Genomic DNA, 26196 nt, shown 5'->3' on the forward strand with positions numbered 1-26196 from the left:
GAACGCGAACCGTCGAAATGTTGGGGAAATGATCTGATTCGGCCGCACAAGAATTTCGGCCCCAGAGGAGGTGTAAAGGCCGGGGCAGGAGGCGCGCTGGCCCGGCCTCAAAGGTCAACGTCGAACACCGCGAACTGCTTGTTACTGCCACCGACCGCACAGGTGAGGCCGTCGGGCGAGAAGGTGAGGCACGTGGCCCGAGTACCCAGTTGAAAATCGAGCGCGCGGAGCGCCGCGCCGGTGTCGAGGTCGAACAGCGTCGGGTGCCCGCTGTCGTTTATGGCGGCGAACACCCGCGCGGTTGGGTGAAACGCGGTGGTCTCGTACCGGTTACGCCCGCCAAGCCGGACCGCCGGCCCGACCGTTTCGCCGCGGGCGGCATCCCATCTCTGAACGTGCCCCAAGTGGAACAACATAAGTGACTGCCCGTCCGGGGTGAATTTTACGCGGTTCATACCGAGGGCCTGGTCCCGCGGGATCGGGAACCGCGCCGACACAACTCCTGTCACCGGGTCGAACAAGACGACGGCCTCCATGACATACAGCACTGCGACGGTGCGCCCGTCCGGGCTGAGGTCGTAGCTCCAGATGCCTTTCTCAAACGGCCCGGCAAACACAGCGCCGGGCTCTCGGCCGTTGGGCACCCAGACCAACAGGCTGCGACAGTCTTCGGCCGCGTAGACGACCCGAGGTTCGGTCCCGGGAAGCGGGACCATTTCGCGCACGGCAGGCAAGTCCAACCGGTCGCGCGGGATGCCCGGCAGCTCCAATCGCGCGCGTTCGGCTCCCGTTTCAAGGTCGTACGCCCGCATCGCGCGGCCGACCAGGGCGACGAGGTAACGCCCCGCACCGGCGATGAACAACCGGACGATCGCCGCGTGGTCGTTGCGCGTGAGCTTGAACAAAGGGCGGCAGGTGCGTGTGATCGTGTCCCAAGCGGTCACCGCGCGGCCGCGGTCCGCAACGTATAGTGTCCGCCCGTCTGGTGCAAACGCTATCGCCGCCACCCCGGCCGCGAGCTTTTGAACCCACATCGTCCCCTCCGCTACTGTTCGTCCTCGTCTGCACCGTCCGATGCGTCGCCGTCTTCCGCGATGTTGGCCTTCATCACCTCCGCGAGCAGCACCGTCGCGTAGCTGCCCGCCGGGAGCGTGAACGACAGCCGCAACCCGTCCGCCTCCCACGCGGAGGTGAGGTCGTCGAGGTAGACGATGTTCTGGCGCCGGGTGCCCATCACCAGTTTGCCGAACCCGGCGAACGACGCCACCGAGAGCTTGTTGTCGCTCAGCACGACGGCCTCGCGTTCCGCCGCCACACCGGCCCCCGGGAACGTTTTCTTCCCGAACATCGGCCCGGCCGTCACCGTTTCGCGCGCGTCGAACCGCGCCTGCTCCGCGGGCACGTCCTGCGCGACGAACATCCCGCCGAACGGCCACTTCGTCATCACGTCGCCGTCGAGTACGGTGCGGAACAGCCCGTCCTTCATCCGGCGCGAGAGGTAGTCGTTGAACAGCAGCGACTGAACCGCCGAGAGCGCGAACCGGAAGAGAAACGGACGGATGCGGCGCGGCGCCTTGCCCGCGAGGCACTGGAAGCCGAGGTCCACGGTGCCGCCGTCGCGGCCGAACCGCTGGGGGCCGTAGTAGTTCGGCAGCCCCTGGGTGCGGATGCGGTCCAGGATCGCGTCCGCGGGCGCGGAGCGATCGGCGTCGCGGATCAGAATGGTGAACTTGTTGCCGCGCAGGTGACCGGGCTTCAGCTTGTTCGCGTGCAGCCCTGTTTTCAGCACCCGCACGCCGTCGCCGTCGAGTTTGCCGACGCGGGGCTCGCACTCGCGCGGCACGGACACCCACTGCCGGGTGACCGCGTGGCGGTCCTTGAGGCCCGCGGTGCCGACGTTCCCGGGGTGCGTGCCCAGCTTGCGCGCAATAGTCTGGGCGAAGAACTCCGGCGCGACGCCCTTCTTTTCGACCCAGAGGTACAGGTGGTCGCCCGAGCCGCTCGGCTCGTAGGAGGGCACCTCTTCGACCTCGAAGTCTTCGTCGCGGGCGCGGATGCGCCCGCCGACCCCCGGCAGGTCGGCGGTGAACAGCGGGGGACTCATCGCGGGGTGTTGCATGGTCGGTCCGGTCGGGTGAAAGCGACATTGTACCGCCGGACCGCGCGTTCCGTCCGCCGCGGCGCTTGCGGCACCCGGCAGCGCGTGCCATAATCCTCCCCGCGCCGCGGATTCCCGCGGCGCGCCTCTCACCACAGGGCACGCACATGTACACCGCGTTCCGCGCGCTCGCGCTGTCCGCCGCCATCGCCGCACTGGTCGCATCCGGCGGCGGGCTCGCCCCGGCGCTTCAGAAAGACAAGGACAAGAAGCCCGAGGACAAAAAGGCCGTCGATAAGAAAAGCGACGACGTCGGGACGGTCGAGGTGTGGAAGGCCAAGGACGGGTGGCGGTTCAAGGTGCTGAACGCGAGCGGCAAGGCGATCGCCGGCAACTACGTCCCGCACGAGAAGAAAGAGGACGCGCTCAAGGAGGTGGAGTTGCTCAAGGCGACGCTCGCCAAGGGCAAGGTGGAGGTGAAGGACGAGAAGGGCAAGGACAAGTGACCGAAGCGGTCGTGAAACGCTCGGCGGCCGGTCGGAAGCACCGAGCGTTTCACCTCGCTCAGTCGAGGTTGATGACCGCGCCGTCCGCGATCGGTCCCATGTTCAGCCACGTGGCCGGGTCGATGTTGTTGCGGATGAACCGCACGCTGGCGTCGCCGAGGCACGTGTTCGCCCCGCCGCTGTGCCGGCTCCGGCTGTAGTAGACGATCGGGTTGGCCGAGTCGCTGGCCGCACACGGCAGCCCTTGCGCGGGCTGGTTGTTACAGTAGGTGGCAAAGGAGATCCGGTCCGGGGTCGCGGTGTTCGGCGGTTGGAACGTGCTGAACCCGGCCGCCTCGCCGTACCAGGTGAGCCCGCGGAAATCCTTCCCCTGGCTCTGGAGCACTTCGCCGATCATTACCGTGTTCGTGAGCCCGTCCGCCACGTCGATCAGCCGGGTGAACCGTACGTTCGGTGCCTGCGTTGCGGTCACTCCCGCGCCCGAGAGGATCGTTGCGGGTGCCAGCGCGTCGAACATGCCGGCCTGCGGCGTGTACCCAGCGGGAGAGGGGACCACGGCCCCCAAGCCCCCGACCGTACTCCGGTTCCCCGCGCACACGGCGTAGTTGTTGGTCGTGATGTTGCTGTACGGGGTGTTGTCGTTGTCTCCCGGACACGTCAGAACGGAATACCGGCGGGTGGTGACGTTGGTCGTGTTCGGGGCGGTGCTGAACCGGGGAGGCGTGCCGGGGACGCCCGGAGCCGGGTAGTTCGAGTTGAAGTTGTCGTTGCCGCCCCAGTTCTGGTACAGCTTGAACGCGTTTTCAAGCTCGACATAGGGCATGATCGTAACGACCCAGGTGCCCCAGCAGCACCCGCTCCCGAGCATCGCCGGCAGCTTGCCGTTGCCGCCGTTGTCGTGGTAGTTGTGCATCGCCAGCCCGAGTTGCTTCAGGTTGTTCTTGCACTTCATGCGGGCCGCCGCCTCGCGCACCTTCTGGACCGCCGGCAGCAGCAGCCCGATCAGGATCGCAATGATCGCGATCACCACCAACAGCTCGATGAGCGTAAAGCCCCGCCGCTTCATGAATCACACCTCTAATGAATGAACGAACGCGGCGTGCGGTGCCGCACGTTATTTGAGGTCGAAACTGATCTCGTTGCCTGCCCCGGCTTTGATCTCGGCCGAGAGTTCGGTGCGCGTATTGTATTTGGCCGGAAGGTATTCTTTGGCCGGGTTCGAATAATCGCCGGGTCCCTCGTCAGCCGGGCGCGCCGGGGCCTTCGGGTCCGGCGAGCAGACGGTCACCTGGTACTGACCGGCGGGGAGGCCCGAAACCGCGGGAATGTTGTAGCGGCCCTCGGCGATGGTACCGACCGCAATGTGTGCCCGGTCGGGCGAGCGGAACGTGATTGTCCCGGCCTTGAGCGGCTCGCCCCTGTACTGAACGGTGCCCGTGACGGGATACTTCTTTGGCTCGGACGAGCCGCAGCCCGAAAGCAGGACGCACACCAGTGTGAGAACGGCCGCGCCACGCAAGGGCTGGACTCGGTGCGCGAGTGTGAACGCTACAAGCATCGCGTTAGCAGCGGACGTTGGTTGTCCCGCACCTGAGGCATAACGGTGCGGGGTTGTGAGCGATAGGAAAAGGTAGCTCGCTCCTCAAACGGGACGCAAGTGCCAAACGGGTGAAAGCACCCACATTTCGTGCGGCCTCACTTCCTCGCCGGCGGGTCCGCCGTCAGCACGGTCCACGGGTGCGGTTCGAGTGCGACGATCTCCGGGTGGTCCCGCAGTTGCTCCGGCGTGGGCTTCCACACCTTCCCGGTCGGGGGGCCGTAGAGCGCGTGGGTGGAGAGCTTCGCAGCCAGCGCCGCCGTCGTGTACTTCGCGTCCAGCGCCGTGTCCTGCGCGAGCACCTCGTTGGTGAACGCCTTCTTGGCGAACGCGGCGTCGATCTTGCCGGCGTGCGCCTTGTACAGCGCCAGCCACTCCTTGTCGCGCTCGTCAGGCTCCCACTCCGTGCCGGTCGGCCGGTCGGCGTCGTCCGCGGGGAGCGCCTCGAGGCGGACCGCCCGGTCTTTCGCGTTGTTGCAGCCCCAGTAGAACCCCTTCGTGCCCCCGAACCACTGGTCCTTGGAACTGCGCCACAGCTTTTGGGCCTTCGTGCCCAGCTCGAACATCGCGATCTCGTTGGTCTTCAGGTCGCCAACGAGCCACTCGTTCGCATACAGCCCGTTGTTCTTCTCGGACAGCGCCTTCACCACCGTGTCGATGCCCTCGGCGTACTGGATCGCCTTCCGGGTGCGGCTCGCGAGCGGCACCCCGCCGGCGTCGAACGGGGTCTGGTCGATGGTCGTCTCGCACAGCAGCACGCCGGCGTCGTTGATGTAATAGTCCTGGCTCGACCACACCCCGCCCGGGAACGCCTGCATCACGAACCGGCGGCCCTTGTGCGGCGCCACGTCGATCCAGTAGTTGACGAACGGCCCGGCGGTGAGCCCGGCCATCGTGATGTGCCCGAACACGATCTTCCCGTCGGCGGTCGCCGGGCCGGTCGCGATGAACGCGGAGCAGTGGTCCACCTTTTTGGGGCGCGGGGCCGGCGCGCGAGGCCGCCCGGGGCGGGGGAACGTCTTCCCCTCCAGCCCGGTCGGCATGGTGTGCAGCGCGGACTCGAGGCTCGCCAGCTCCATCTGCACGTTGAGCACCGCGACATCAAGCAGGTCGATGTCGCGCCCCTCGTAGCTGGCGCCCGCGTCGGTGGCCCCGTCCGCGATGCCCTTCATCTCCTCGAGCAGCTCGGAATCGATCTTGCGGAGGAACGCGGCGTTCGTGATCAGCCGGACGGCCTTCCACCCGTCGGCGGGCGCCTTCGGGCTGCACTCGGTCGCGAGCATCCGGACGTACGCGGCGATCTCCTTCGCGAGCAGCCGTCCGTGCTGGTACCCGCGGGGGTACGGCTCGCCCTCGATGTGCAGCACCACCCAGCCGTCTTGCGTGTACCGGTAGGCCGGGCCGTAGCGGTTCGGGTCGGCGGCGGGTTTCGGCACCGGATCGGCCGCGGCGGGCTGGACCGGTGCGGGCGGTGCGGGCGGTGCGGTCAGCACCAGGGGTGCGAAGCCGAGCGGCAAAACGAGTGCGAGCCAGCGCATAAGCGATCGGCCTCAGCGGATCGGGGCGGACAACGGTTCAGAGCGTTCAGCATCGCACACCGGCGCGGCGTTGGGAACGGCAATTGCTGGGCCGCCGGGCGTGAAAGCGCCCGGCTCGGGGTGTGATGGGTCGGGCGCCCGTGGGTGAGTTCACAACGGAGGACGTGCGATGCGTCAAACGCTGTTCGTCGCGCTGGTGAGTGCCACGGTGGCGCCGGGGCCGGCTCAAGAGCGGCAACCGCCGCCGGTGCGCCCGGCCGCGCGGCTGGCCCAGGTGGAAGAAGAGGCCGAGGTGCTGGAGGCCGAACGGGACGTGAACAAGGCGCACATTAAGGCGGCCGAGGTCGGAGTGAAAGCGGCGGAACTCGGGGCGGTGCGACTCAAGAAGGCGCTGGGCGGCGGAGCCCTGGCCGTCGAGGAGTTCGATCGGGCGAAACTGGAGGTCAAGATGGCCCTCAACTGGAGATCCGCCTCGCCGAGCTGAAGGCGTTCGACGTGCGGCTGAAGTTCGCCCGGAAACGCGTGGAGGACGCGAAAAGTGCCAGCCCGCCGCCGTCCGGTAAGGCACCGAATTGAATGTGGGAATCGGCAGCACTGATGGCACCAAATCCCCCAAGGTTACCCCCGCCTGCATCAGCAAGCGGGGGTGCGTCGCTACCGCACTCGCGGTTACTCGTTCCCGGCGGCCGGCGCGATCCGGATCGACAGCGGCTCCACCCAGTGCTTGTGGTCCGCGTCGTAGTAGAGGTACCCGCGGCTCGCCGGCCCGCGGTACGTTCCGGGCACGTCGCACACCAAGTCGATGCTCAACTCGACCTTCTGCTCGGGGGCCAGCTCGCGCCAGTACAGCACCAGCTCGCGCGAGCCCTTCAGCTCGAAGTACGCGACGGCGCCTTTCTCCCGCAGGTCCGTGAGCTGCTTCAGGTCGGTGGGCACCTTCATCCCGGCCGGGATGCCGATCACCGCCGTGGTCATCCCCTGGCCCTGCTTCTGGCGGTTCTCCAGCGTGACCGCGAGCGGCACCGTGTCGCCCTCGGCCGCTTCCGCACTCGCGAGTTTGGTCGCGATGCGCACCGCGCACCGCTCCGCGCTCAAGGGCGTCAGGGTGGTGTAGGTGTAGCTCAGGGCGAACGGGTACGGCTGTTTCGCGTCCGTGGCGATCGCGATCTCGTTCCGCCCCCCGAGCTTGAAGACGGTTTCGGGGTTCGGCACGTCCAGCCCGATCACGTCCACGTCGTTCGGGGTGAACGTGCGGGTCGCGGCCACCGTGCCGTCTACCAGCAGGCGCAGCTCCCCGGCCTCGGCCGGGTGCTTGTTCTTCTGGGCGTGCAGCGCCAGCGCTTTCAGCGCCATGATGGTCGACTGCGTGGACCCGAACCCGCCGTAGCCCCCGCGCTGCTGCGCGATCCACTTGATCGACTCCTTCGCGGCGGTCGCGTAGCTCGGGTCGTTCGCCCGGAGCCAGCCCAGAAGCGCAAGCGCGGTGGTTTCGATCTGGAGGTCGCGCCCGCCGGACCGCGTGATGCTCATGATCCCGCCGGTCACCGCCCCGCCCTTCGCGTGCTTCTCCTTGAGCCGGTCGAGCAGCTTGTGGCCGGTCTCGCGGTCGCCGCGGAGCAGCGCCACGTTGGCCGCCAGCGCCACCGTGTACGCGTCCCTGCCGGTCGCGGAGTTCTCGTCGAGGGCCGCGGTTTTCAGTGCCGTGATTTCGGTCCGGAGGTCGAGCTTCTCCTTGTCCTCGGGGTCGCTCTCGACCAGCGCCCAGACGATGTAGGCGTCGGTGGTGGGCTTCGGGGAGCCGCCGAACCCGTCGAGCGCGCGGGCGTTCCGCAGGAACCCGCCCTTCCCGTCCCGGCGCGACAGCAGGAACGCCTGTGTGCGTTTGATTAGTTCCGGGTCCACCGGGTGAACGCGGGCCATGTCCTTGAACTGCAGGAGCCCGTACGCGGTGAGCGCCTCGTGCTGGCTGTCGGCCTTCCCGAACCACTCGAACCCGTGCTTAACGCGGTTCGGGGTGTCCGGGCACTCGAACGACGTGAGCCGGCCGTACCCCCGGTCGAGCAGCCCCCGCGCCCGCGTCGCGGCCTCGGGGTTGGCCTGGTTCGACTGGTTCAGGTAGTCCAGGATCAGCGCGTTCGGGTAGTTCGTGGTGGAGGTCTGCTCGAAGCACCCGTGCGGCTCACGGAGCAGCCCGTCGAGCCCCTTCACCAGATCGGACATCGACGTGGGGTACATTTCCAGGCGCACCTTGAGCGTCCCGGGCACCACATCCTTCGGGAGCGTGACGCTGCTGGTCGCGCGGCCCTTCTCGAGCATGTCGCTGAACGCGCCCACCCCCGGGAACCCGTCCGGCACCACGCGGACGGTCCGCCGGATGACGTCCTTATCGGCGGCCGGGATGCTGGTGCCCTCGATCACGAGGCTCGCCGGACCGTCGCGCGTGTCGGCGTTCAGCTTCAGGAACTGGCGGCCCGATTTGAACGGGTCGAGGTTGATCGCGCCTTTCAGCGAACCGTCCGTCTTGAAGCCCGTTGCGGTGGTCGCGAACGCCACGTTGCGGCGCACGGCGCTGTCGTTGGTGACGCGTACGGGCACGTCGATGGTGTCGGTGTGGGCGACCTCCAGCGGCAGCTTCGGGTCGAGGCTGAACGGCTTGCGGGCCTCAATGGTTTTCGTGATCGCGCCGACGCGGCCGTCGAGCGTGTGCCCGGCGACCAGCACCTGATAGCGGGCGATGTCGTCGGAGAGCTGGAACTCGACGCTTGCTGTCCCGGTCGCCGGCAGCACCAGCACGGGGTGCCAGTACACGGTTTCGGCGAAGTCGGCTCGCACCTCGCCCAGCGCCGGGTCGCGCTCGTGGGCGTACTCGCGCACAACGGATGGCGTGACCGTCGGTGTGACCGGCCGTGCTGTCGACTGTGCCACCGGGTCGAGCACCGGCGCCTCTGGGAAACCGTCTCGTACCGGTGGCCCGAGAGCCACCTTGCCACCCACGGGTCGCTGGGCAAGCGCGTGGGCGAGCCATTCCTTTTCGGGCGACGGCTTGACTCCTACCTGTGGGGGCGTCCGTTGGTTGCGGTCGAGTACGAGGCCGCGACCGGCCGGGAAGAAGCCGGCTGGAGCGGGTGAGCTTGGAACGCCCACCGGCGTCGGTCCCTTGGGGGCGGGCGTGCCGCCCGCCAGGTCGATCCCCTTTCGTGGTCCCTGCGGACCAATTCCCGTGAGGGGAACCGGAGCCATCGGCGCGGCTTCCATCGCCGCTCGCGCGTCCGCTTCAAGCGGTGACTTCCGGAAGAACAGCTCGCCGCCACCCGCACCCGGCGGCTTAATCGAACTGCCCACGAACTCAAACGTGGGGGCGGACTTCTTCGCACTCGTCACGGACTTCACGGCAATCAGCACCAGGACTCCAAGCACCACAAGACCGGCCGTTACCAGTGTCGCGCGGGAGCGGCCGGCTCCGGTCGCCGCCACGAGGCCCTTGAACCCCAGGAACGCGAGCGTCAGGACGAGCACGACCGTGAGCACCGGCACGGCCGCGTCGCGCGCTGTATCGAAACGCTCGCTGTACTCGTTGAGTTCACTCGTCGCGACGGACTTCTTGATCTGCGCCGCGGAGACGGCGGCGTTGGCCGCGGTGACCGCTTCGTTCCCCTTCGCACTCAGAGCGTTGAATTCGTCTTCGACCGCCGCGGTCGCCAGCCGCACCTGCTCGACCCGCGGCGCGAACTCGGCGGCGATCCGCTGCTCTTCGAGCTTGAACAGTTCCAGCGGCGCCGTCAGCCGCTGGCCGTGGGCCACCAGCATCTGGTCCACGTCGGCGCGGTCCTCGGCCTGCGGCGGGGCCACGTCCTGCTCCGCGAACCGGCGCCAGCCCTGGGTCCCGAGCAGCAGGTCGAGCGCGACCGCCGCTTTCGGGTGATCGGTGAGCAGGAAGTCCGCGTGCTCGAGTTCTGCCGAGTTGCGCACCTCTCCCGAAAGGAGGAAGTGCGTCGACTGGAGCCGGTCGTGCTTGTTGTCGGCCATCGTGATGACGCTGCGGTTGACCACGCCGACCAGCAGCACCGCGGGCGTTGATTGGCCCTTCTCATTCCGGGCGGACAGGTCGAGCTTCACCTTCCCGCCGGGGGTGTAGCGGTCGCGGTCGGGTTTGGCGTCCAGAACGAGGTGTTCGCCGGACCCGCGGAACACGAGTCGCTCCGCCCGCGGAACCAGCGCCGTGCGCCCCGGGGCGTCGCCGCTCAGTTCCTCGAACACCGTCACGCGGGTCACGCCGCCGGCCGATTCGTCGCCCTTCAGTGAAACGTCGAGCGGCGCGTTCGCCTCCAACTCGACCTTCTGGTGCGCGACGAGGTTGCCGCGGGCGTACGCGCCGACGTGGAGCGTCTTCGGGCCGCGGGCGCTGTGGAGCCGCACGCGCACCGCGCCGCCGCGGGGCGTCGCCGCGTCGAGCGCGGTCAGGGCGACGCCGTCGGGCTTGGCCGCCGGCAGCGGGAACCCGTTCGGGGTGGGCGGCGTGATGCCGAGCGGCGACGAAACCTTCAGGAAGTACTTCACGCCGGGCTTGGGCGTCAGTACGAACGCGCCGTGCCCGCGGTTCACGCCGGGATTTTCGGCGTCCGTGAGGGTGCTCACTTCGGCGATCGTGTTCGTGCCGTCGGTGATCGTGCCTTTCAGATCCGCCGGTTTCCCGGCAGCTCCGGGCGTGCGCACCATGAAGTAGACGCGCCCGGGGACGTTCTCGACCATCTCCCCGCCCTCGGGGAAGAACTCGACCTTCAGGTTCTTCGTGACGAGCGGGATCGGCCGCACGATCGGTTCGGCGTCGCTGCCGTCCACCACGTTCACGCTCAGGGTGGCGTTGGGAACGGCACCGGGCGCGACCTTCTCGAACACCTCCGCGGGCAGCTTGAACCGCACGTCCAGGTAGGTCTTCCCTTCAGAGGTGGTGAACCGCGCGTTCGGCTGCTCGTGGAACGGCTTGTCGCCGGACGCGGCGACCACGTTCGCGCGGGCGTCCTTCATCGGGCCGCCGGCGGTACGCGAGACCTCGATCCGCGCCTGCACCACGTCGCCGGGGCCGTAGCTCTTGCCGTCGAACTCCAGCTTCTTCTCGAACACGTCGGGCACGTACCGGTTCACGATGAACTTGCGCGTCTCGAGCAGCACTTCCTTCTGCGTGCCGCTCTCGACCTCGTACAGGTCGAGCTTGTACTCGCCGCCCGGTGCGTCGGCCGAGAGCGCGTGCTCGCCCACCCCGAGCCCGCGAAGCGGTTGGTCATCAGGGCCATTAACGGGCTTCAGGTCGCGCAGCACGCGGCCGTTGCCCGTTGCGAGCGGGGTGACGGTGTCCGCCGGGTCACGCAGCTTGAACGCGAGGTGCTGCTCGTGGGCCGGCGGCTTCAGGGTGGACCGGTCGAGCGTGAGCGACCGGAACCGCACCACCTCGCCCGGCTTGTAGAGCGGCTTGTCGGTGACCAGGTGCGTGACGTACACCGGGCGCGCCAGCGACAGCCGCTCGGCGAGCACACTCTTGCGGTCGTCGTTCGTGTGGGCGACGACTTCGAGGAACAGGTCGGTGCCCGGCTTCACCCGCTCCCAGAACGCGACCGGGAGTTCGAGGTTCGTGGCCCCGACCGGCTTGTCGTCCGTCTTCCGCAGCAGTTCGCCGCCGCGGGCGTCCTTGACGATCAGGTCGAGCCGCTTCGGCCGCCCGACGGCGCCGTGGCGCAAGGTCTCGACGGTCCACTTGTTGGGCGCGCCGGGCTGGACGTGGGTCGGGCCGGACAGGCGGACGACGAACTCTTTCTCCTCAATGGCTCTGCGGGCGTCGTTCCGCGCCGTGGTGTACTCCTGGGCGAGTTCGGCCTCCCGCGCGAGGGCGGCGGCGAGCGGCCTCCGCTGCTCCTCGCGTGTGGCAGCCTGCTCGGCTTGGACCCGGGCAAGTTCGGCGCGGCGTTCCGCGATCTTTTCTTCGGCCCGGGCGACATCGCGCGCCCGGGCGGCGTAGCCGTACACCTGCGAGCCGATCAGCCCGCCCACCGTGCCGATGACGGCCACCCACGCGATCGCTTGCCACGACGGCACCCGGCTCGCCTTCTTGGCCGTTGCGGGGTCGGCTTTCGGTTCGGCGGTAGCGGTGCCGGGCTCCGGCGCGGTCGCCGGTTCGGGCAGGCCGGCGAAGTGCCCGATCAGGTCGGCCTGGAAGCTCATGAAGCGGATGTAATGCGCCTCGGCTTCCGGGTGCATCAGGACCAGCTCTTCGAGCCGCTGCGTTTGCTCGGGGGTGATCGTCTCTTCGCAGAGCGCGTCGAGCAGCGGCTGCAGTTCGGTGAGAATTTCGGACGCGGGTGTCATGCCTGCCCCTCCTGCACGAGCGAGTTCTGGACGCACCGGAACAGGTTCTCGCGGACCTTCGCCAGCGCCTTGTAAACGGCGTCCAGCGAGCGGCCCAGTTGCTCGGAGGCGGACTGCGTGGTGGCCCCGTCCGCGAACCGGTGCGCGAGCAGGTCGCGGTCCGGCTGGGGGAGCTTTTCGACGCAGCGGGTGAGCGCCGCGCGGCGCTCCTCGAGTTGCAGCTCGTCGGCCTGTGCGGCGGCGGTCTCGGCGAGCCGCTTCACGAAGATGGCGCTGAGCCGGGCCTGCGCGCGGGTCGATTTCTTGTGGAAGTCGAGCACCTTGTGGTACGCGACCTTGCGCGCCCAGGCGATGAACTCGGTGGGGGGCGCGTCCGCGTCGAACTTGTCCCACATGGTGAGGCTGGTCTCCTGGAGCACGTCGTCCGCGTCGGCGCGGTGCGGCAGCAGGGTGAGCACGTAGGCGTAGAGCCGGCGCTCGTTCTGGAGGAACAGTCGCAAGAACAGCTTGTGCTTGTCCTGTGCGGGGCGGGGCGTGCCGTCCGAGGGAGCGGCGGGCGCGTCGGGCCCCGCGTCGGCGTTCACGGTCATGTCGAACACCTGCGCGTGGAATAGAGGTGACCGGCCGCACGCGGGCCGGGGCGAGAAGAACCGCACCCTACAGTGGACCCCATTGTCTAGACCAAAAAGTTGCTATCCTTCGCTACTGTTTCGTCGGGGCCTTCGTGGCTCCGACGCCATACACCTGAGCCGGGGTGCGGTAGTCCAGGGACTGGTGTAACCGCTCGGTGTTGTAGAACCCGAAGTACGCCCGGAGCCCACTCTCCAGGGCCGGCACCGACTCGTAACCCTTGAGGTACACGTCCTCGTACTTGACGCTCCGCCACAGGCGCTCCACGAACACGTTGTCCAGGCACCGGCCCCGCCCGTCCATGCTCACCGCGACCCCGGCCCGCTCCAATCGCCCGACCCACGCGGCGGCCGTGAACTGGACTCCCTGGTCCGTGTTGAACACCTCCGGCTTGCCCCGGCCCAAGGCCTCCTCCAGCATGTCCTGGCAGAATGACCCGTCCAACGTGTTGGACAGTCGCCAGGCCACCACGTACCGGCTGAACCAGTCCATCGTTGCGGCCAGGTACATGAACCCGGTGGGCATCGGGATGTACGTGATGTCCGTGCTCCACACCTGATGGACCCGGTCGATGGCCACGCCCCGCAACAGGTACGGGTACACCTTGTGCCCGGACCCGACCGACAGCTTGGGCTTGGGGTACAGGGCCTCCAACCCCATGATCCGCAACAGCCGCTGCACCCGCTTGCGGTTCACCTCGTGGCCCTGGGTGCCCAGCCACGCGGCCAGGCGCCGGCTCCCGTAGAACGGGCACGTCGTGTACTGCTCGTCGATCAACCGCATCAGCGTCAGGTTCTCCGCGCTCTCCGGGGTCGGCTCGTAGTACACCGTCGAGCGGTTCAATCCGATCAGCTCGCACTGGCGCCGGACGCTCAGCTCCGGGTGCTCGGCCTCGATCCGGGCACGCTTGGCCTCAGCCGAGGGCGGCCGATTTTTTTTTCACCCAGTCGAGTTCCACCTTGAGGCGGCCGATCTGCTCGTACAACTCGGTCGTCTTGTCTTCCGGGGGGCCGGTGCCCTTCGCCCCCGAGGCGAACACGGCCTCGGCCCCGGTGAGCAACTGCTTCTTCCACCCATGAATCAGGGTCGGGTGGACGCCGTGCTGACTCGCCAGTTCGTTGATGGTCTTGTCGCCCTTGAGGGCCGCCAGCGCGACCTGGGCCTTGAACGCCGCCGAGTGACTCTTCCGCTTGCCCGCCATGGGTTCCCCTTTCCTGGGCCTCCGGTATAGCTTAACCGGCGGTCCAGTTTTCGGGGTCCACTATACCCCGCCGGAAAAGCGGTTCGGCAAAGGGAGCGGTTCTTTGCTACTTAGTTGACGCCGCTGGGGCGGATTGGAAGGGAAAAATCGGAACGTGTCACTCGTCGCCGCCGAGCCAGCGGCACATGATGTCGGACCGCATCACGTACTTGCGGCCGTCGGCGACCGGGGCGCCGCGGTGGTAGAGGCGGTGCGGAAACACCAGCACCTTCCCGGCTTCCGGCTGCACCCGCACGATGGGGTCGTCGCCCCGAGTCCCCCCGTGCGAGCGCAAGTTGAACTCGGTGGCCCCGCCCGAAACCCCGCCGTTCAGGTAGATCATGAGCGTGAACGCGCTGCGCTCGGCCGGCGACCGCTCGTAGGCGCCGTCGAAGTGCCAGTCGAACTGCTGCCCCGGGTCGTACCGGTAGAACCGCCAGCGCTCGTTCAGCCCCACCGGCTGCCAGAACTGCACCCGGTCCGGCACGAACGGCCGGAGCCGCTCCCACACCGACCGCGCGATGCCGGCGTCGTCGATCATGACGCGGTCGTTGTTGCGGATGTCCTTGCGCATGACCGGGCCGCCCGTCGTGGTGATGGGCGCGTCCCCGTAACCCGCGGACTCGGTCATCGTGATGTAGTAATCGCACTCGTCCGGCGAGAAGAAGTCGTGGATCACGAACAGGTCGTCGCGCTCGGTGAGGAACTCTTTGCGCATCTCGGGCATGACGAACCTCCGCGGGTGTGTGCGGAGCGACACCCGCGGAACGCCCGCGGTTCGCCCGCGAAGTGAAACGAACCGCGGGCCGCGCCCCCGCTCACACCGGCGGCAGCTCGAAGCCCTTGCGGTACTCCTTGCTCACGAGCTTCGTCGCGGGGGCCGAGTTGGTGAAGGCGAGCTTCGCCGCGTCCCAGTCGAGCTTCGTGCCGGCGAACCGCACCGCGATGTTGCCGAGCAGCATCGCCTCCGTCAGCCGGCCCGCGTAGTCGAAGTTCGACGACGCCAGTTCCGGCTTGCCGGCCCTGATCGCCTCCGCCCACTCGCGCTTCATGTGGACGTCCTGGTCCCCGTCCACGCCCGCGGGCAGCTTCTCGGGCTTGGTGGTCTGGAGCCCGGTGAAGTCCTTCTCGGGCGTGATCCGGAACTGCGCGCCGTAGTCGTTGGGCGAGAACAGGATTCCCTTCTCGCCGACGAGGATCGACCCGCTGTCGGCGAGCTTCTCGCCCTTCTTCAGCAGCTTCGCGAGCAGTTCGGCCGGCGGCAGCACGGTCTTGCCGTCCTTCTTCCCCTCGTACCAGTGGAGCGTACAGGCCGGCGCGTCCCCGCGTGCCGGGAACAGGTACTGAATGTGTGCCCAGGCCGGGAACGTTTCGGAATTGATCTCCGCGGCCTCAGCAGCAACCGCCACGGGCGCGTCGAGTTGCAGCGCGCGGAACGTCATGTTGGCGGTGTGGCACGCCATGTCGCCCAGCGCGCCGGTGCCGAAGTCCCAGTACCCGCGCCAGTCGTGCGGGTGGTACGCGGGCCGCGGCGCGAACGCCACGGCATAGGGCCGCATCGGCGCCGGGCCGATGAACTCGTCCCAGTGGACGTGCTTCGGGACGGGCGCCTCCTTCGGCCGCGCGACGATGTCGGGCGACTGCTTCCAGTACTGTGCCGGCCGGTTGGTCCACACGTGGGCCTCGCGGACGGCGCCGATGGTGCCGGCCCGGACCAGTTCGACCGCCCGGCGCAGCCCGTTGAGGGCCGAGCCCTGGTTGCCCATCTGGGTGCAGACCTTCGCCTTCGCGGCCAGCTCGCGCATCACGCGGGCCTCGTGGACCGTGTGCGTGAGCGGCTTCTGGCAGTACACGTGCTTGCCCAGCTTCATGGCCCGCATCGACGCCGGGGCGTGCGAGTGGTCCGCGGTGGACACCACCACGGCGTCGATGTCCTTCGCCATTTTGTCGAAGAGCACGCGGTAGTCGAAGAACTGCTTCGCGTCGGGCCACGTGCGGGCGCGTGTGGCGATCCGCTGGTCGTCGATGTCGCACAGCGCGACGACGTCCATGAACTTCCCGGCCTGCTCGATGTCGCCAGAGCCCTTACCGCCGACGCCGATCCCGGCGACGCGGATCTTGTCGCCCGCGCCCCAAACCCGGCGCATTGACGCACTGGATGCGGTGAGCAGGTAACCGGCGGCGCCCGCGGTGCCGAGTTGCAGCGCGCGGCGGCGAGTGATACGGGACATGGAAGCACTCCGGCGGAGAGAAAAGGGGTGCCGAGAGCGTAACCCGTCGCGCGCGCGATGTCTACAACGCGAATTCGGTAGTTGCGAACCCATTGGGCCTCTGGCCCGCCGAGGTAAGCGCCGAAAGATGTTTGGCGGACCTTCGCCACGCGACACGGACGCACATACTGGAGGTCCCCACGAAAAGTGGACAGCTTTTAGCGGTGGGTTTTGATGGGTGTTCGTACTCGTCCGGGGCAACGTGCCCCAGTGACGAGTGCCTTCGGACCCGGTCGTCGAGCGCTTCGGGGTACTCGAAGATGCTCGCCTGCGCGTCGTCGCGGGTGGCGTCGCCCTCGTCGCGAACCCGTTCCTTATTTCAGACCGGCGAAGGAGCTCTCCATTGCCGCACGATCCCAACACTGGCCCACGCCGCGCATGAGTTTGTAGCCGAGTAAGGGTGCGCTTCGAAATCGCCCGGCAGAGGCCGGCTACAGAATACGGCGTGGATACGGATCAGCCGGATTCGGTGCCCGATCGAGTTGCGCCCGGCGTGGCTACTGCCTCACCAGTTCTTTGACGAGCGGGGCGGCCGGGTACAGCTTGCGGAGCGCCTCCAGCACCGCCTTCGAGTGGACGGCGATGTGCCGGGCCTGCACGTCGGTGTACACGAAGTTCCGCACCAGCCCGTGCCGGTTGCGGTCGAAGTTGATGCCGACCAGCTCGCCGGCGCGGTTCAGCACCGGGCTGCCCGAGTTCCCGCCGATCGTGTCCGCCGTCGAGACGAAGTTGAACGGCGTCTTCAGGTCGAGCTTGTCCTTGCCGTCAAGCCAGCGCTTCGGCAGGTCGAACGGCTCCGCGCCGCCGAGCTTCGCGGACTTCTCGAACGCCTCGCCGAAGGTGGTGTGGAAGTTCAGCTTCTCGCCGCCCACCTCGTACCCCTGCACGGTCCCGAACGCGAGCCGCAGGGTGAAGGTGGCGTCCGGGGCCACCGTGCTCCCGTAGGTCATGAACCGCACGGCGGCGAGCGCCGCGTACGCCTGCCGCTCGGGCTCCTCCACCTCGTTCTCGTAGCGGGCGCGGAGCTTGCGCGCCTCGGCGTCGATCGCCCGGGCGAGCTGGATGAGGGGGTCTTTGCTCTCCGCGACTGCCTGGGCGCCGCCTTCGACCAGGCGCTTGCGCTCGGCCGGGGCGAACAGCTTCGTGCCGGCGGTCAGCTCCTCGGCCCGCGCCGCCGGGTTCTTGCCCGCGAGCGCGAGTTTCACGAGGTCGTGCTCCCCGCCCAGGTTCTCGGCCAGGAAGGTGAGCGACGCGGTGAGCTTCGCGCGCTCCAGCTCGGGGTACAGCGGCGCGGGGCTGAAGAGCTGGTACTTGAGCGACTCCAGGTTGCTGTCGCGGTACTCGCGGAGCCGGTCCGCCGACTTCTTCGGCAGCTCGTCGCCCATGCGCACGCAGTGCCGGGCGATGCCGAACAGCGGGCTGAAGAACGCGTGCCCGGTTTCGACCAGCGCGTGCGCCTTCTCGAACCCGCGCAGCTTCGCCTGCACCGCCTCGACCTTCGCCAGCGCGTTCATGGCGTCATCGAACGCCGACCGGCCCTTCGGTTCGGCGGCGCGGGCGGCCCCGAGGAGCAGGTCGCGCTCGGCCGCCTGCTTCTGTTCCATGATGTTGGGATCGAGCAGCCCCTGGAGCTGCCCGCTGAACGCCTTCCGGGCGTTCGCCACGCTGTGCAGGTCGGTGGCGGCCTGGCGGGCGCACTCGGGGCTCTGCTCGCCGTACTGCTTCAGCGCCGCTTCGAGGGTGCGCAACCGGTACAGCGTGTACGGGAGCAGTTCGTCGCGCCGGTGTTTCAGGCGGGCGAGCGTTTCGAGCCGCTGGGTCGTGCCCGGGTGCCCGGTGACGAACACCAGCTCGCCGCTTTGCGGTCCGACTTGGCTCCACTTGAGGAAGTGGGGCGTCTTCGCGGGCTGGCCGTTCTCGTAGGCGCGGAAGAACGTCACGTCGAGGTTCATCCGCGGGTACTCGAAGTTGTCCACGTCGCCGCCGAAGCTCGCGATCTGCTTTTCCGGCGCGAACACGAGCCGCACGTCGGTGTACTTCTTGTAGCGGTAGAGGTGGTAGAGCCCGCCGTTGTAGAGCGTGACCACGTCCGACCGCAGGCCGGTTTTGTCGAGCGACTCCTTCTCGATGCGGCCCATCACCGCCCGGCGGGCCGCGAACGCCTCGGCCGCGGTCATCTCCGGTTTGACCGCCGCGTTCACCTCCTTCGTCACGTCGGCGATGTCCTGGAGAACATTGATCTCCTGGTCCGGGCACTTCAGCTCTTTGTCGCGGGCGTCCGCGTAGAAGCCGTCCCGGAGCAGATCCCGGCCGGCCGCGCTCAGCTTCTGAAGCGAGTCGGCCGCGACGTGGTGGTTCGTCACGAACAGCCCGTCCGGCGACACGAACCCGCCGGACCCGCCGCTGTTGAGCCGCACCGACGCGAGCATCGCGTTCTTCAGCCACGGGTCGGTGAGGTCGAACTGGTGGCGCTCCTTGAGGAGCTGCCGGGGCGGGTCGTTGAGGAGCCACATCCCTTCGTCGGAATGCGCCATCGGGAACCATCCTCCCACAAGCACGAGAGCCAGCGCCGCGCGCGTGTATCGCATAACAAAAGCCGGGTTGGTTGAGCGGGGAGCGGGTCGGTCGCTTCACGTTTCCGGTCGGGGACCGGCTCGGTCGAGCTCCGGGCGACGTGTGTCGCCCGCGGCACCGCCCCGGAACCCGAAACCGGAAACGACCGGAACGCTCTCCGTTGTACCCGGGCGCGCCGGGCGCCGCCATCCGTTGTTCCGCGGCGCTCAGCCGTATTTCTGCTTGTGCTCGGTCTTGAGCCGTGTGTACTCGGGGTCGGCTTCGGCCTGCTTCCAGACGGTGTAGAACACCGCGGCGGCTTCGGCCTTCACCGGATCGTTCTTGTACGGCCGCACGCGCCCGTCGGCGCCGTACTTCCGGCCGCCCTTGTGGTTGGCGTACCGCCGCGCGCGGGTGTACCCCATCTGGAGGAACTTGCGCGCCATGTCCATGCCGACAAAATCGCCCCGCCCCTTGTAACCGAGGAACAGCGCGTAGATCGCCCGCGACGACTCCTGGGCCACGTCCGGCGTGGCGAACCGACAGTGCGGCAGGATCTCGCCCTTGTACGGCTCGACCAGCAGCACGCCCTCCTCGCCGCGCCCCACTTTATAAAGTTCCGGGTGGTCGCGGAAGTTGACCGTGCGGAAGTCGAGCGCGTAGTCGAACGTCGGGCTGCGGTGCGCGGCCGGGCGCTTCGGCTTCGTGTCCGAGCGCGGCGCGCGGCGGTTCGGAGATGCTTTCGCCATGTGACCCCTCCCGGTCGGGAGGATGCAGTTCATGTGCCGTCCGGCGCACGAGCGGGTCGCGCCGGACGGTGAAGCGCACCGTTCGGACCTGGAATTTGAACCGACGGATTTCTGTCCGCTCGGCGGCCCGGTCTGGCAGTATCACGGGATCGAGTTCCACTCGCTGGAGTGCGTCGTGACCCACATTACGCTCGCCCGCCTCATCCGCCCGGGACCGTGCGCCGCCGCGCCCGACGCCGACCTGCTCGCCAGATACGCCGGCGAGGGGGACGAGGCGGCGTTCGCCGAGTTGCTTAGCCGCCACGGTCCGATGGTCCGGTCCGTGGCCTATCGCGCTCTCCGGGACCGCCACGCGGCGGATGATGTCTTGCAGGCGGTGTTCCTGATTCTCACCCGTCAGGCCGAGCGGCTGACCCGTCCGGACCAACTCGCCGGGTGGTTGTTCGGGGTCAGCCGCCGGGTCGCGCTGCGGGCGGTGCGCGTGCGCCGGCAGCACCGAGCCGCGACCCTCCGCGCCGACCTCTCGGCCCCGGCCCCGTGCGATCCCGGGTGGAGCGACCTGTTGCGCGTGCTCGACGACGAACTCGCTCGATTACCCGAAGGCGAACGGGTGCCACTCGTGCTGTGCTACCTGGAAGGCCTCACCCAGGACGAAGCGGCGCGCGTCTGCGGGTGGAGCGTCCGAACGGTCCGGCGCCGGCTGGCGGCCGGGCGCGACCGGCTGCGCCTGCGTCTCGGCCGCCGGGGCGTCGAACTCGGGGCCGTTCTGACGGCCCTCGCGGTGGCTGCGAGCCCGGGCCGCTCGATGCCGCTCGAACTCGGGACCGGCCCCGTGACCGGTCGGGTTTCGGACCTGGTTCGGGCCGAACTCGGCTCGGGCCGGTGGGCCGCTGTCGTCGGGTTGGTCGCCGGGCTCACGGTCGCGGCTACCGTTGCAATCGGGGGCCTGGCGCCCGCCCGCCCCGAGGCGCCGCCCACGGCCCCCGCACCGCGCGTCGTCACGAACGCACCTGCCGATCCCGGTCTGCCATCCGGGGCTCTCGCCCGGCTCGGGTCGGTCCGGTTCCGGCACACCGAACCGATCGAACTCCTCGCCGTTTCGCCGGACGGCGGGACCGTCTACGCCCGCGGCGGCGGTTGGCTGTCGGCGTGGGACGCGGGCGACGGCCGACGTTTGTTCCGGGTCGAAATCGGAGCGGACACCGGCGGCCGGTCGTTCGGGACGCTGTTCGCTGCCGCCGACGCCGTTCGGGGCATCAGAGCTGACGGTAACGGGCGTGAGGACAAGAGGTACTCGGTCGTCTCGTTCGACCCGCGAACGGGACGGGAACTGACGCGGGCGCCGGTCGCCGGGGGCGTGGCGGTCAGCCCGGATGGGAGCCGCATCGTTCGTTGGGACGCGGGGGCAGCCGTGATCGAACCGACCGCACCCCGACCGATCTCCTACACGCTGTTCGATGTCGCGAGCAACAAGGAAATCGCCGTGCTGGGCCGCGGCCTGCGCCTCTCGGTCCAGTTCTCCGCCAACGGCCGCACCGTGGTGCTCGTCGATCACGGCGCGAGCTTCCGGGCGTTCGACGCCGCGACCGGGAAGCAAACCGGGGAGTTCCGGTTCGGCGGGGAGAACGGCCGGCAGATGACCACGATCCGGGCCTTGACCGAAGACACGCGGCTGACGGTTCCGACTCCGGACGGACGGGCGCTTGTGTTCTGGGGATTGGACGGGGAAAAGGCGGTGCTGAAGGTTTGGGACATCGGGGCGAAAACCGCGCGAACGCTCGGCGACGGGGACGGGCCGTACGCCGAGGACTCGATCGCGATCAGCCCCGACGGCTCGCGGGTCGCCACGTTCCGGCGGCACGTCGGGTGGACGGTTCGGGACACCGCCACGGCGAAGGAAGTTGGCCGCATTCCCCAGCCCGGAACGAGCCAGCGGGCGGCGCTCAGCGCGGACGGCCGGACGCTGTACGCCATCCGGGACCGGGATTCTGTCGTGACCGTTCTGGACGTGGCGAGCGGCCGCGCGATCGAACCGCGCCCGGACACGACAGGAGAATAGGACTTACGTAGTTGACTTTTGGGTAAGTAGGTATGTAGGTGCGGCGAGGTAGGTTCGCACCGCTTCGCGCACGATGGCCGTCTTGGCCGCGAACCAACTGACGCCGGACTTGAGCCGGTGCCACTCGAGCCGCAGGAACGCGCGGATCGCGAGCCCGATGTGGACCGCTTGGGCCCGGCTCATGCGCACCTGGCACCGGTCCACGTGGCAATGCTGCTTGAGGCCCCGGTGATACTCCTCGATGCCCCACGCGTGCCCGGCCAGAACCGCACGAGTGGCCTCGTCCATGTCGAGGTCGTTGGTGATCCAATGCTCCGTGCCCCCATCACCGGTGGCGATCCGGAACGCCTTCACCAATCCGAACCCCTCCAGGTGCACCACCGTACCGGCGGCCCCGATCGGGCACCCCTCGATGGCCCGATTGCCCGTGCGATCCGGGTTCACCCGCCGGTTGCTCCGCACCCGGGTCAGGAAGTGCCACCCCAGGGCCCGCACCGCCTTCCGGTTGTCCTTGCCCGAGTACCAGGTGTCGAACAGTACCACCCGGGGCGACAGGTCCCGTCCCTTGGCGACCGCCAGCATGGCTCGGAAGTGGTCGTTCTTGGTCTCGGCTCGGGCCGGGTCGGCGAGCCGGTAATCACACGGTACCAGGGCGGCCCCGTCGGTCCACAGCAGGGTCACCAGCCCGATCCCGCTCACCACCCGGCGGTGCCGCCCGGACCAGCACCGGCGCACCAGCCCCATGTGCCGGGCGAACGGCTTGTCCAGCACCGAGTCGTCGAGCACCACGGCACCGCCCGGGCGGACCGACGACCGGGCTTCGTCCCACAACGCCGCTGGGTCCGGTTCCAGCCGGTGCAGCAGTCGGGTGAACGCATCATGCGCGGGCGCCGTCGGATGGTCCGGTTGGGCTCGCGCGGCTTCCGCGGCCGACGCCACCTTGGGGGTGGCGATCAGGAATTGGATGTAGTCCTCGGCGCTCGCACGTGGTGCGTTCATGGCCCGATCATAGACCAACAACACACCATGCGCAAATCCTGCGCCAGCGCAACTGCGTAAGTCCTAGAGAAATAACCGACCTCCGGTTCGACCGCGCGGGCCGGTTGACCGCGCTGGCCGACGGTGCGCTGGTCACGTGGGACGCGGCAACCGGCCGGGTCGCGAGCCGGTCCGGTCCGTTCCCCATCGGCAAGCCGGTCTGGTCCTCGCGGTGGGCCGTATCTGCCGACTGCGGGCGTGTGTTCCGAACCGATTCGTCTCACCGGTTCGCGGACGTGAGCGATACGGGCACGGGTAAAATCGTGTGGGCGGAAGAGGGGTTTCATCTCGGTTTCGTTCACGCCGAGTTCGATCAGACCGGGCGGCGGGTGTTCGCGGCTCATTCCGGGCGGGTGATCGCGTTCGACGGGCAGTCCGGGAAGACGCTCTGGACGGCCACGGCCGGCACCGGGCGCGGGGCGGTCGGGACGGCACTGGCGGTCAACCCCGACGGCCGGTCCGTCGCGCTGGCCGGCGGTTGGGCGGCGACCCGTCGAGCGGGTACTATGGGCCTGTTCGACGCGGCCACCGGGAAGCCACTGTGGGCCGGGGAGAGCGACGGCTTTGAAGCCGTTGCGCTGACGTTCGCACCGGACGGCCGAACGCTGTACGCCGTGGAAGCGGGCGAGAACTACACGGTCGCCCGGGTCCGCGCGTACAGCACCGGTACGGGAAAGGTCGTGACCACCTTCAACGTGCCCACGCCGCTACCGCGAGTGGCCATCGTCAGTCCGGACGGCCGGACCCTGGCCGTTGCCTCCGGGCGCCACGTCCACCTGCTGGAACCGCTCACGGGGCGGCTGCGGCACACGTTCATCGGCCACGAGGGGCGGGTGAGTGCCCTTCGGTTCCGCCCCGATGGTCGGGTACTCGCTGCCGCCAGCCCGGACGCGCCGGTGTTGCTGTGGGACGTGTACGGCACGTCCGCCGATCGCAGGCCGCTTCCCGCCCCGGATGCCCTGGGGAAGGGGTGGGACGATTTGGCCGGCGCAGACGCGCAGGTGGCGTTCCGCGCGGTCCGGCTGCTCGCTGCCGGTTCGGATGCGATTCCCGTTCTGCGCGAGCGGATGAAGGCCGTCCGCCCGCCGGATCTGAAAACGGTGAATCAGTGGGTTGCGGACCTCAGTTCGGCCGACTTCGCGACGCGGGAGCGGGCCTCGGCCGCGCTGGCGAAGGTCGCCCGGTTGGTGGAGCCCGAACTCCGGAAGGCGCGAGAGGCGTCCGAATGGCCCGAAGTGCGGCAGCGGCTCGACGCGGTGCTGGCGCACGCCAAACCGGCGGGAGAGGAACTCCGCGTCGTCCGGGCGGTGGAAGTGGTCGAGGCGATCGGCACCCCGGCCGCAGCGAAGTTACTTGGTGAGTGGGCGGAAGCGGGTGGCCTCTTGGCCCAGGAAGCGAAGGCCGCGGGAAAGCGGCTCAGTGGGAAGTGAATCCGATCCACGATCCGGTTGATTGATCTTGTGTCATTGCATTTTAGTCGTCTCCATCTGCGCGGCTCCTGGAGGGTGAACGGACTGCAACGCCCGGGGCCACAACGACACAAACCTGGAACGGACCGTGAACAAGTACCGCTAGCCGGCTCCGCCGAGTACCCGCTCGTGGGTGGGGCGCTGATCAAGTAGATCAATCACCGGTTCCAAAAGCGCCGAGGCGCTTTGGAACGAAGACGATACCGAAAGCGTGCTGGTGGTGCGGCCACCTGATCACGACCCCGGCCCTGCCCCCCGACGGGTGCGATCGCCCTACCGTATCTTCTGCACTTTATCGCGGCAAAGCGATATCTACTCTCGCGCATCCCTTTCAACACGGGTGAGTGATCCGTAATAGCCTATGGGGATAGATGTTGCGTGAGCATTATTGAGGTGCAGGGGCGTTACTGGGCGCGGTCGTTGAGCGTTTCGTGGAGCGAAGCCCGATGGCGGTCGCGGTCCGTGGTGCGTCCGAGTGCGCCCTCAATCCGACCTCGACGCCCTGTTCGTTCGCATCGCCGGGGTCGGGACGACCGCGAGTTGCTGTTCCCCACGTGCGTCGAGCTGATGGCCAACGTCGTGTGCCGGGTGAAGCCCTCGGTCCACGCCGCGTATCCGGCCGACGGCCACGCGTGTCGGTGTCCGTATCGGCCGTGTGCGCCCGCCTGGCCCGTGTCCCGACGGCCGCGGGACGGGAACGGGTGCGGCACACCGCCGACCGCCTCGGGCCGGTCATCCGGGCGATGGGCGGGTCGGCCCCGGACCCGCTGGCCGGTTACCGGGTAAAGGTGCTCGACGGGAACCACGTGTGCAAGACCCACAGGCGGCTCAAGCCGCTGCGGGACGTGGTCGCCGGGCCAGGCCCTGGTGGCTCTCGACCCGGCCCTCGGGTTGGCGATCGACGTGGTCTGTTGCGAGGACGGGCACGCCCAGGAGCGGTCCCGGCCCGCCCCGATCCTGGCGACGGTGGCCGAGAACGACGTGTGGGTCGCGGACCGGAACTTCTGCACACCGGGTTCCTGTTCGGGATCGCCCTACGGAACGGTTCGTTCGTCATCCGCCGGCACGCCGCGACCCGGAGTTGGAAGTGTCGGGTGCGTGCCCGGGACCGTGGATCGCCGTTCCGGTCGAAACATGGGCGGGTCTGGGAGCGTGGTCGGTCGGGCCGATGGCCGAATGGCTCAAGGAGCCGGCCCGGGGTGCGAACCTGGGGCGGTATCGGAAGGCCACCCGCGGGCCGAAAAAACCGAAGCCGCCCCGCACCCGATTCCCCGAGGCCAAACACGTCGCGACATCGCGGCTGCTCGGCACTGAACAGACGCGATGTATTGAGAGGGATGGTACGACCAACCCACGCGGAACAGTTTCACGAACCACCACACCCTGAGTACGGAACGTCACGCCCTCGTGGCGGGTCGGCGGGAACCGGTGCTCCAGAGCACGCCGCTCACCCAATACGGGGGCTCGATCACCCGCACGCCGTAGTGGGCACCGTGCGGGCCGCGAGGTGCCCACCGACCCAGTCGAGCAGCCGAATCAGGTCGGCCGGCGCGACCGGCTTCACGAGGTGCAGGTCGATGCCGGCGTCGGCCGAGCGCCACCGGTCCTCCTCGGACCCGCACCCAGTGACCGCGACCACCAGCGGTTGCCGACCGCCGGCACGCTCGCGCAACCGGCTCGCCACCTCCCACCCACTCGGGCCGGGCAGTTGGATGTCGAGCAGGACCACGTCCGGAATCTCGACTGCGGCGTCACGGAGCGCGTCCGGACCGCACGTGGCGACCCGGACGGCGTGGCCGCACATGGTAAGGAGTTCGGCCGTTGACTGAGCGCAATCGTGCTGGTCTTCAACGACCAGCACAGAGAGGGGAAGGCGCGGCGTCAAGTTCATCGAATCGGTCCGATCGGGCGGGTTCGGCGCCCGGACGGCATTCGCCGCCCAATACGCTCGAGAAGGGCGCGGGTTGCGCACAGGGGGTCGACGTACACGGTGTCCGTGCTACGCAGCCAGCGTCACAGCCAACCGCCGTCGATACCGTTGGTACGCGGAACATTTTACGCAGTCACCCAACAATCGAAACCCTGATCTTGC

The 26196-nt window shown here is 68.5% G+C and carries 18 protein-coding genes and 1 pseudogene; 4 read left to right on the forward strand and 15 right to left on the reverse strand.

Annotated features, from left to right (window positions below; translation table 11 throughout):
* Positions 1–107: 107 nt before the first annotated feature.
* Entirely contained in the window at positions 108–1034 is a 927-nt protein-coding gene (locus GobsT_RS32935; protein ID WP_010036275.1) for a WD40 repeat domain-containing protein, read from the reverse strand.
* 11 nt (positions 1035–1045) lie between these two features.
* On the reverse strand, positions 1046–2119 hold the full coding sequence (gene truD, locus GobsT_RS32940; RefSeq protein WP_010036272.1) for a tRNA pseudouridine(13) synthase TruD: 1074 nt from the start codon (positions 2117–2119) through the stop codon (positions 1046–1048).
* Between the two features lie 146 nt (positions 2120–2265).
* Here truD and GobsT_RS32945 point away from each other — a divergent pair, with 146 nt between their 5' ends.
* Positions 2266–2604, forward strand: a complete 339-nt coding sequence (locus GobsT_RS32945) for a hypothetical protein (protein WP_010036271.1) — start codon at positions 2266–2268, stop codon at positions 2602–2604.
* Positions 2605–2662: 58 nt separating this feature from the next.
* Here GobsT_RS32945 and GobsT_RS32950 read toward each other — a convergent pair whose 3' ends face one another.
* From GobsT_RS32950 to GobsT_RS32960, 3 genes are all read right to left on the reverse strand, one after another.
* Positions 2663–3670 (reverse strand): DUF1559 family PulG-like putative transporter, encoded by a 1008-nt coding sequence (locus tag GobsT_RS32950; RefSeq protein WP_010036270.1) that lies wholly within the window; start codon positions 3668–3670, stop codon positions 2663–2665.
* Between the two features lie 48 nt (positions 3671–3718).
* Positions 3719–4123 carry a peptidase associated/transthyretin-like domain-containing protein gene (locus tag GobsT_RS32955; RefSeq protein WP_010036266.1) on the reverse strand — a complete coding sequence of 135 codons (405 nt, stop codon included), beginning with the start codon at positions 4121–4123 and terminating at the stop codon, positions 3719–3721.
* A 176-nt stretch (positions 4124–4299) separates the two neighbouring features.
* Positions 4300–5739 (reverse strand): C45 family autoproteolytic acyltransferase/hydrolase, encoded by a 1440-nt coding sequence (locus GobsT_RS32960; protein WP_010036265.1) that lies wholly within the window; start codon positions 5737–5739, stop codon positions 4300–4302.
* A 169-nt stretch (positions 5740–5908) separates the two neighbouring features.
* Between GobsT_RS32960 and GobsT_RS32965 the strand changes: the two genes are divergently transcribed.
* Positions 5909–6223: a hypothetical protein gene (locus GobsT_RS32965; RefSeq protein WP_010036264.1), complete on the forward strand. Its 315-nt coding sequence runs from the start codon at positions 5909–5911 to the stop codon at positions 6221–6223.
* 185 nt (positions 6224–6408) lie between these two features.
* Here the strand turns inward: GobsT_RS32965 and GobsT_RS39135 are convergent, their stop codons facing one another.
* The 8 genes and pseudogenes from GobsT_RS39135 to GobsT_RS33000 form a co-directional block, all read right to left on the reverse strand.
* A complete protein-coding gene (locus tag GobsT_RS39135) occupies positions 6409–12096 on the reverse strand; it encodes an alpha-2-macroglobulin family protein (protein ID WP_010036263.1) in 5688 nt (1895 codons plus the stop codon).
* Entirely contained in the window at positions 12093–12686 is a 594-nt protein-coding gene (locus GobsT_RS32975) for a sigma-70 family RNA polymerase sigma factor (protein ID WP_010036261.1), read from the reverse strand. Before GobsT_RS32975 ends, GobsT_RS39135 begins: the two co-directional genes overlap by 4 nt.
* Positions 12687–12798: 112 nt before the next feature.
* A protein-coding gene (locus tag GobsT_RS32980; protein ID WP_417936319.1) for an IS3 family transposase occupies positions 12799–13927 on the reverse strand; the annotation gives its coding sequence in 2 pieces (ribosomal slippage) (positions 12799–13647 and positions 13649–13927; 1128 coding nt in all).
* A gap of 157 nt (positions 13928–14084) precedes the next feature.
* Complete coding sequence (locus GobsT_RS32985) at positions 14085–14693, reverse strand: 2OG-Fe(II) oxygenase (RefSeq protein WP_010036259.1); 609 nt, start codon at positions 14691–14693, stop codon at positions 14085–14087.
* Between the two features lie 91 nt (positions 14694–14784).
* Entirely contained in the window at positions 14785–16197 is a 1413-nt protein-coding gene (locus tag GobsT_RS32990; RefSeq protein WP_010036257.1) for a Gfo/Idh/MocA family protein, read from the reverse strand.
* Positions 16198–16399: 202 nt separating this feature from the next.
* A pseudogene (locus tag GobsT_RS41345) lies at positions 16400–16604 on the reverse strand (IS3 family transposase); the annotation flags it as partial.
* Between the two features lie 129 nt (positions 16605–16733).
* Positions 16734–18770: a S46 family peptidase gene (locus GobsT_RS32995; protein WP_010036254.1), complete on the reverse strand. Its 2037-nt coding sequence runs from the start codon at positions 18768–18770 to the stop codon at positions 16734–16736.
* Between the two features lie 246 nt (positions 18771–19016).
* Positions 19017–19538 (reverse strand): DUF4385 domain-containing protein, encoded by a 522-nt coding sequence (locus GobsT_RS33000; protein WP_010036252.1) that lies wholly within the window; start codon positions 19536–19538, stop codon positions 19017–19019.
* Between the two features lie 31 nt (positions 19539–19569).
* On the opposite strand from GobsT_RS33000, the gene GobsT_RS33005 reads away from it, so the two are divergent.
* Complete coding sequence (locus GobsT_RS33005) at positions 19570–21597, forward strand: sigma-70 family RNA polymerase sigma factor (protein WP_010036250.1); 2028 nt, start codon at positions 19570–19572, stop codon at positions 21595–21597.
* A 3-nt stretch (positions 21598–21600) separates the two neighbouring features.
* Here GobsT_RS33005 and GobsT_RS33010 read toward each other — a convergent pair whose 3' ends face one another.
* The gene (locus GobsT_RS33010; protein WP_010036248.1) at positions 21601–22596 is read right to left on the reverse strand and encodes an IS701 family transposase; all 996 of its coding nucleotides are present in this window, start codon (positions 22594–22596) and stop codon (positions 21601–21603) included.
* A gap of 104 nt (positions 22597–22700) precedes the next feature.
* On the opposite strand from GobsT_RS33010, the gene GobsT_RS33015 reads away from it, so the two are divergent.
* A complete protein-coding gene (locus GobsT_RS33015; protein WP_010036244.1) occupies positions 22701–24065 on the forward strand; it encodes a WD40 repeat domain-containing protein in 1365 nt (454 codons plus the stop codon).
* A gap of 1507 nt (positions 24066–25572) precedes the next feature.
* Here GobsT_RS33015 and GobsT_RS33020 read toward each other — a convergent pair.
* Positions 25573–25995, reverse strand: a complete 423-nt coding sequence (locus tag GobsT_RS33020) for a response regulator (RefSeq protein ID WP_081471495.1) — start codon at positions 25993–25995, stop codon at positions 25573–25575.
* Positions 25996–26196: the final 201 nt, after the last annotated feature.

The sequence above is a fragment of the Gemmata obscuriglobus genome (assembly GCF_008065095.1).
Taxonomy (GTDB): domain Bacteria; phylum Planctomycetota; class Planctomycetia; order Gemmatales; family Gemmataceae; genus Gemmata; species Gemmata obscuriglobus.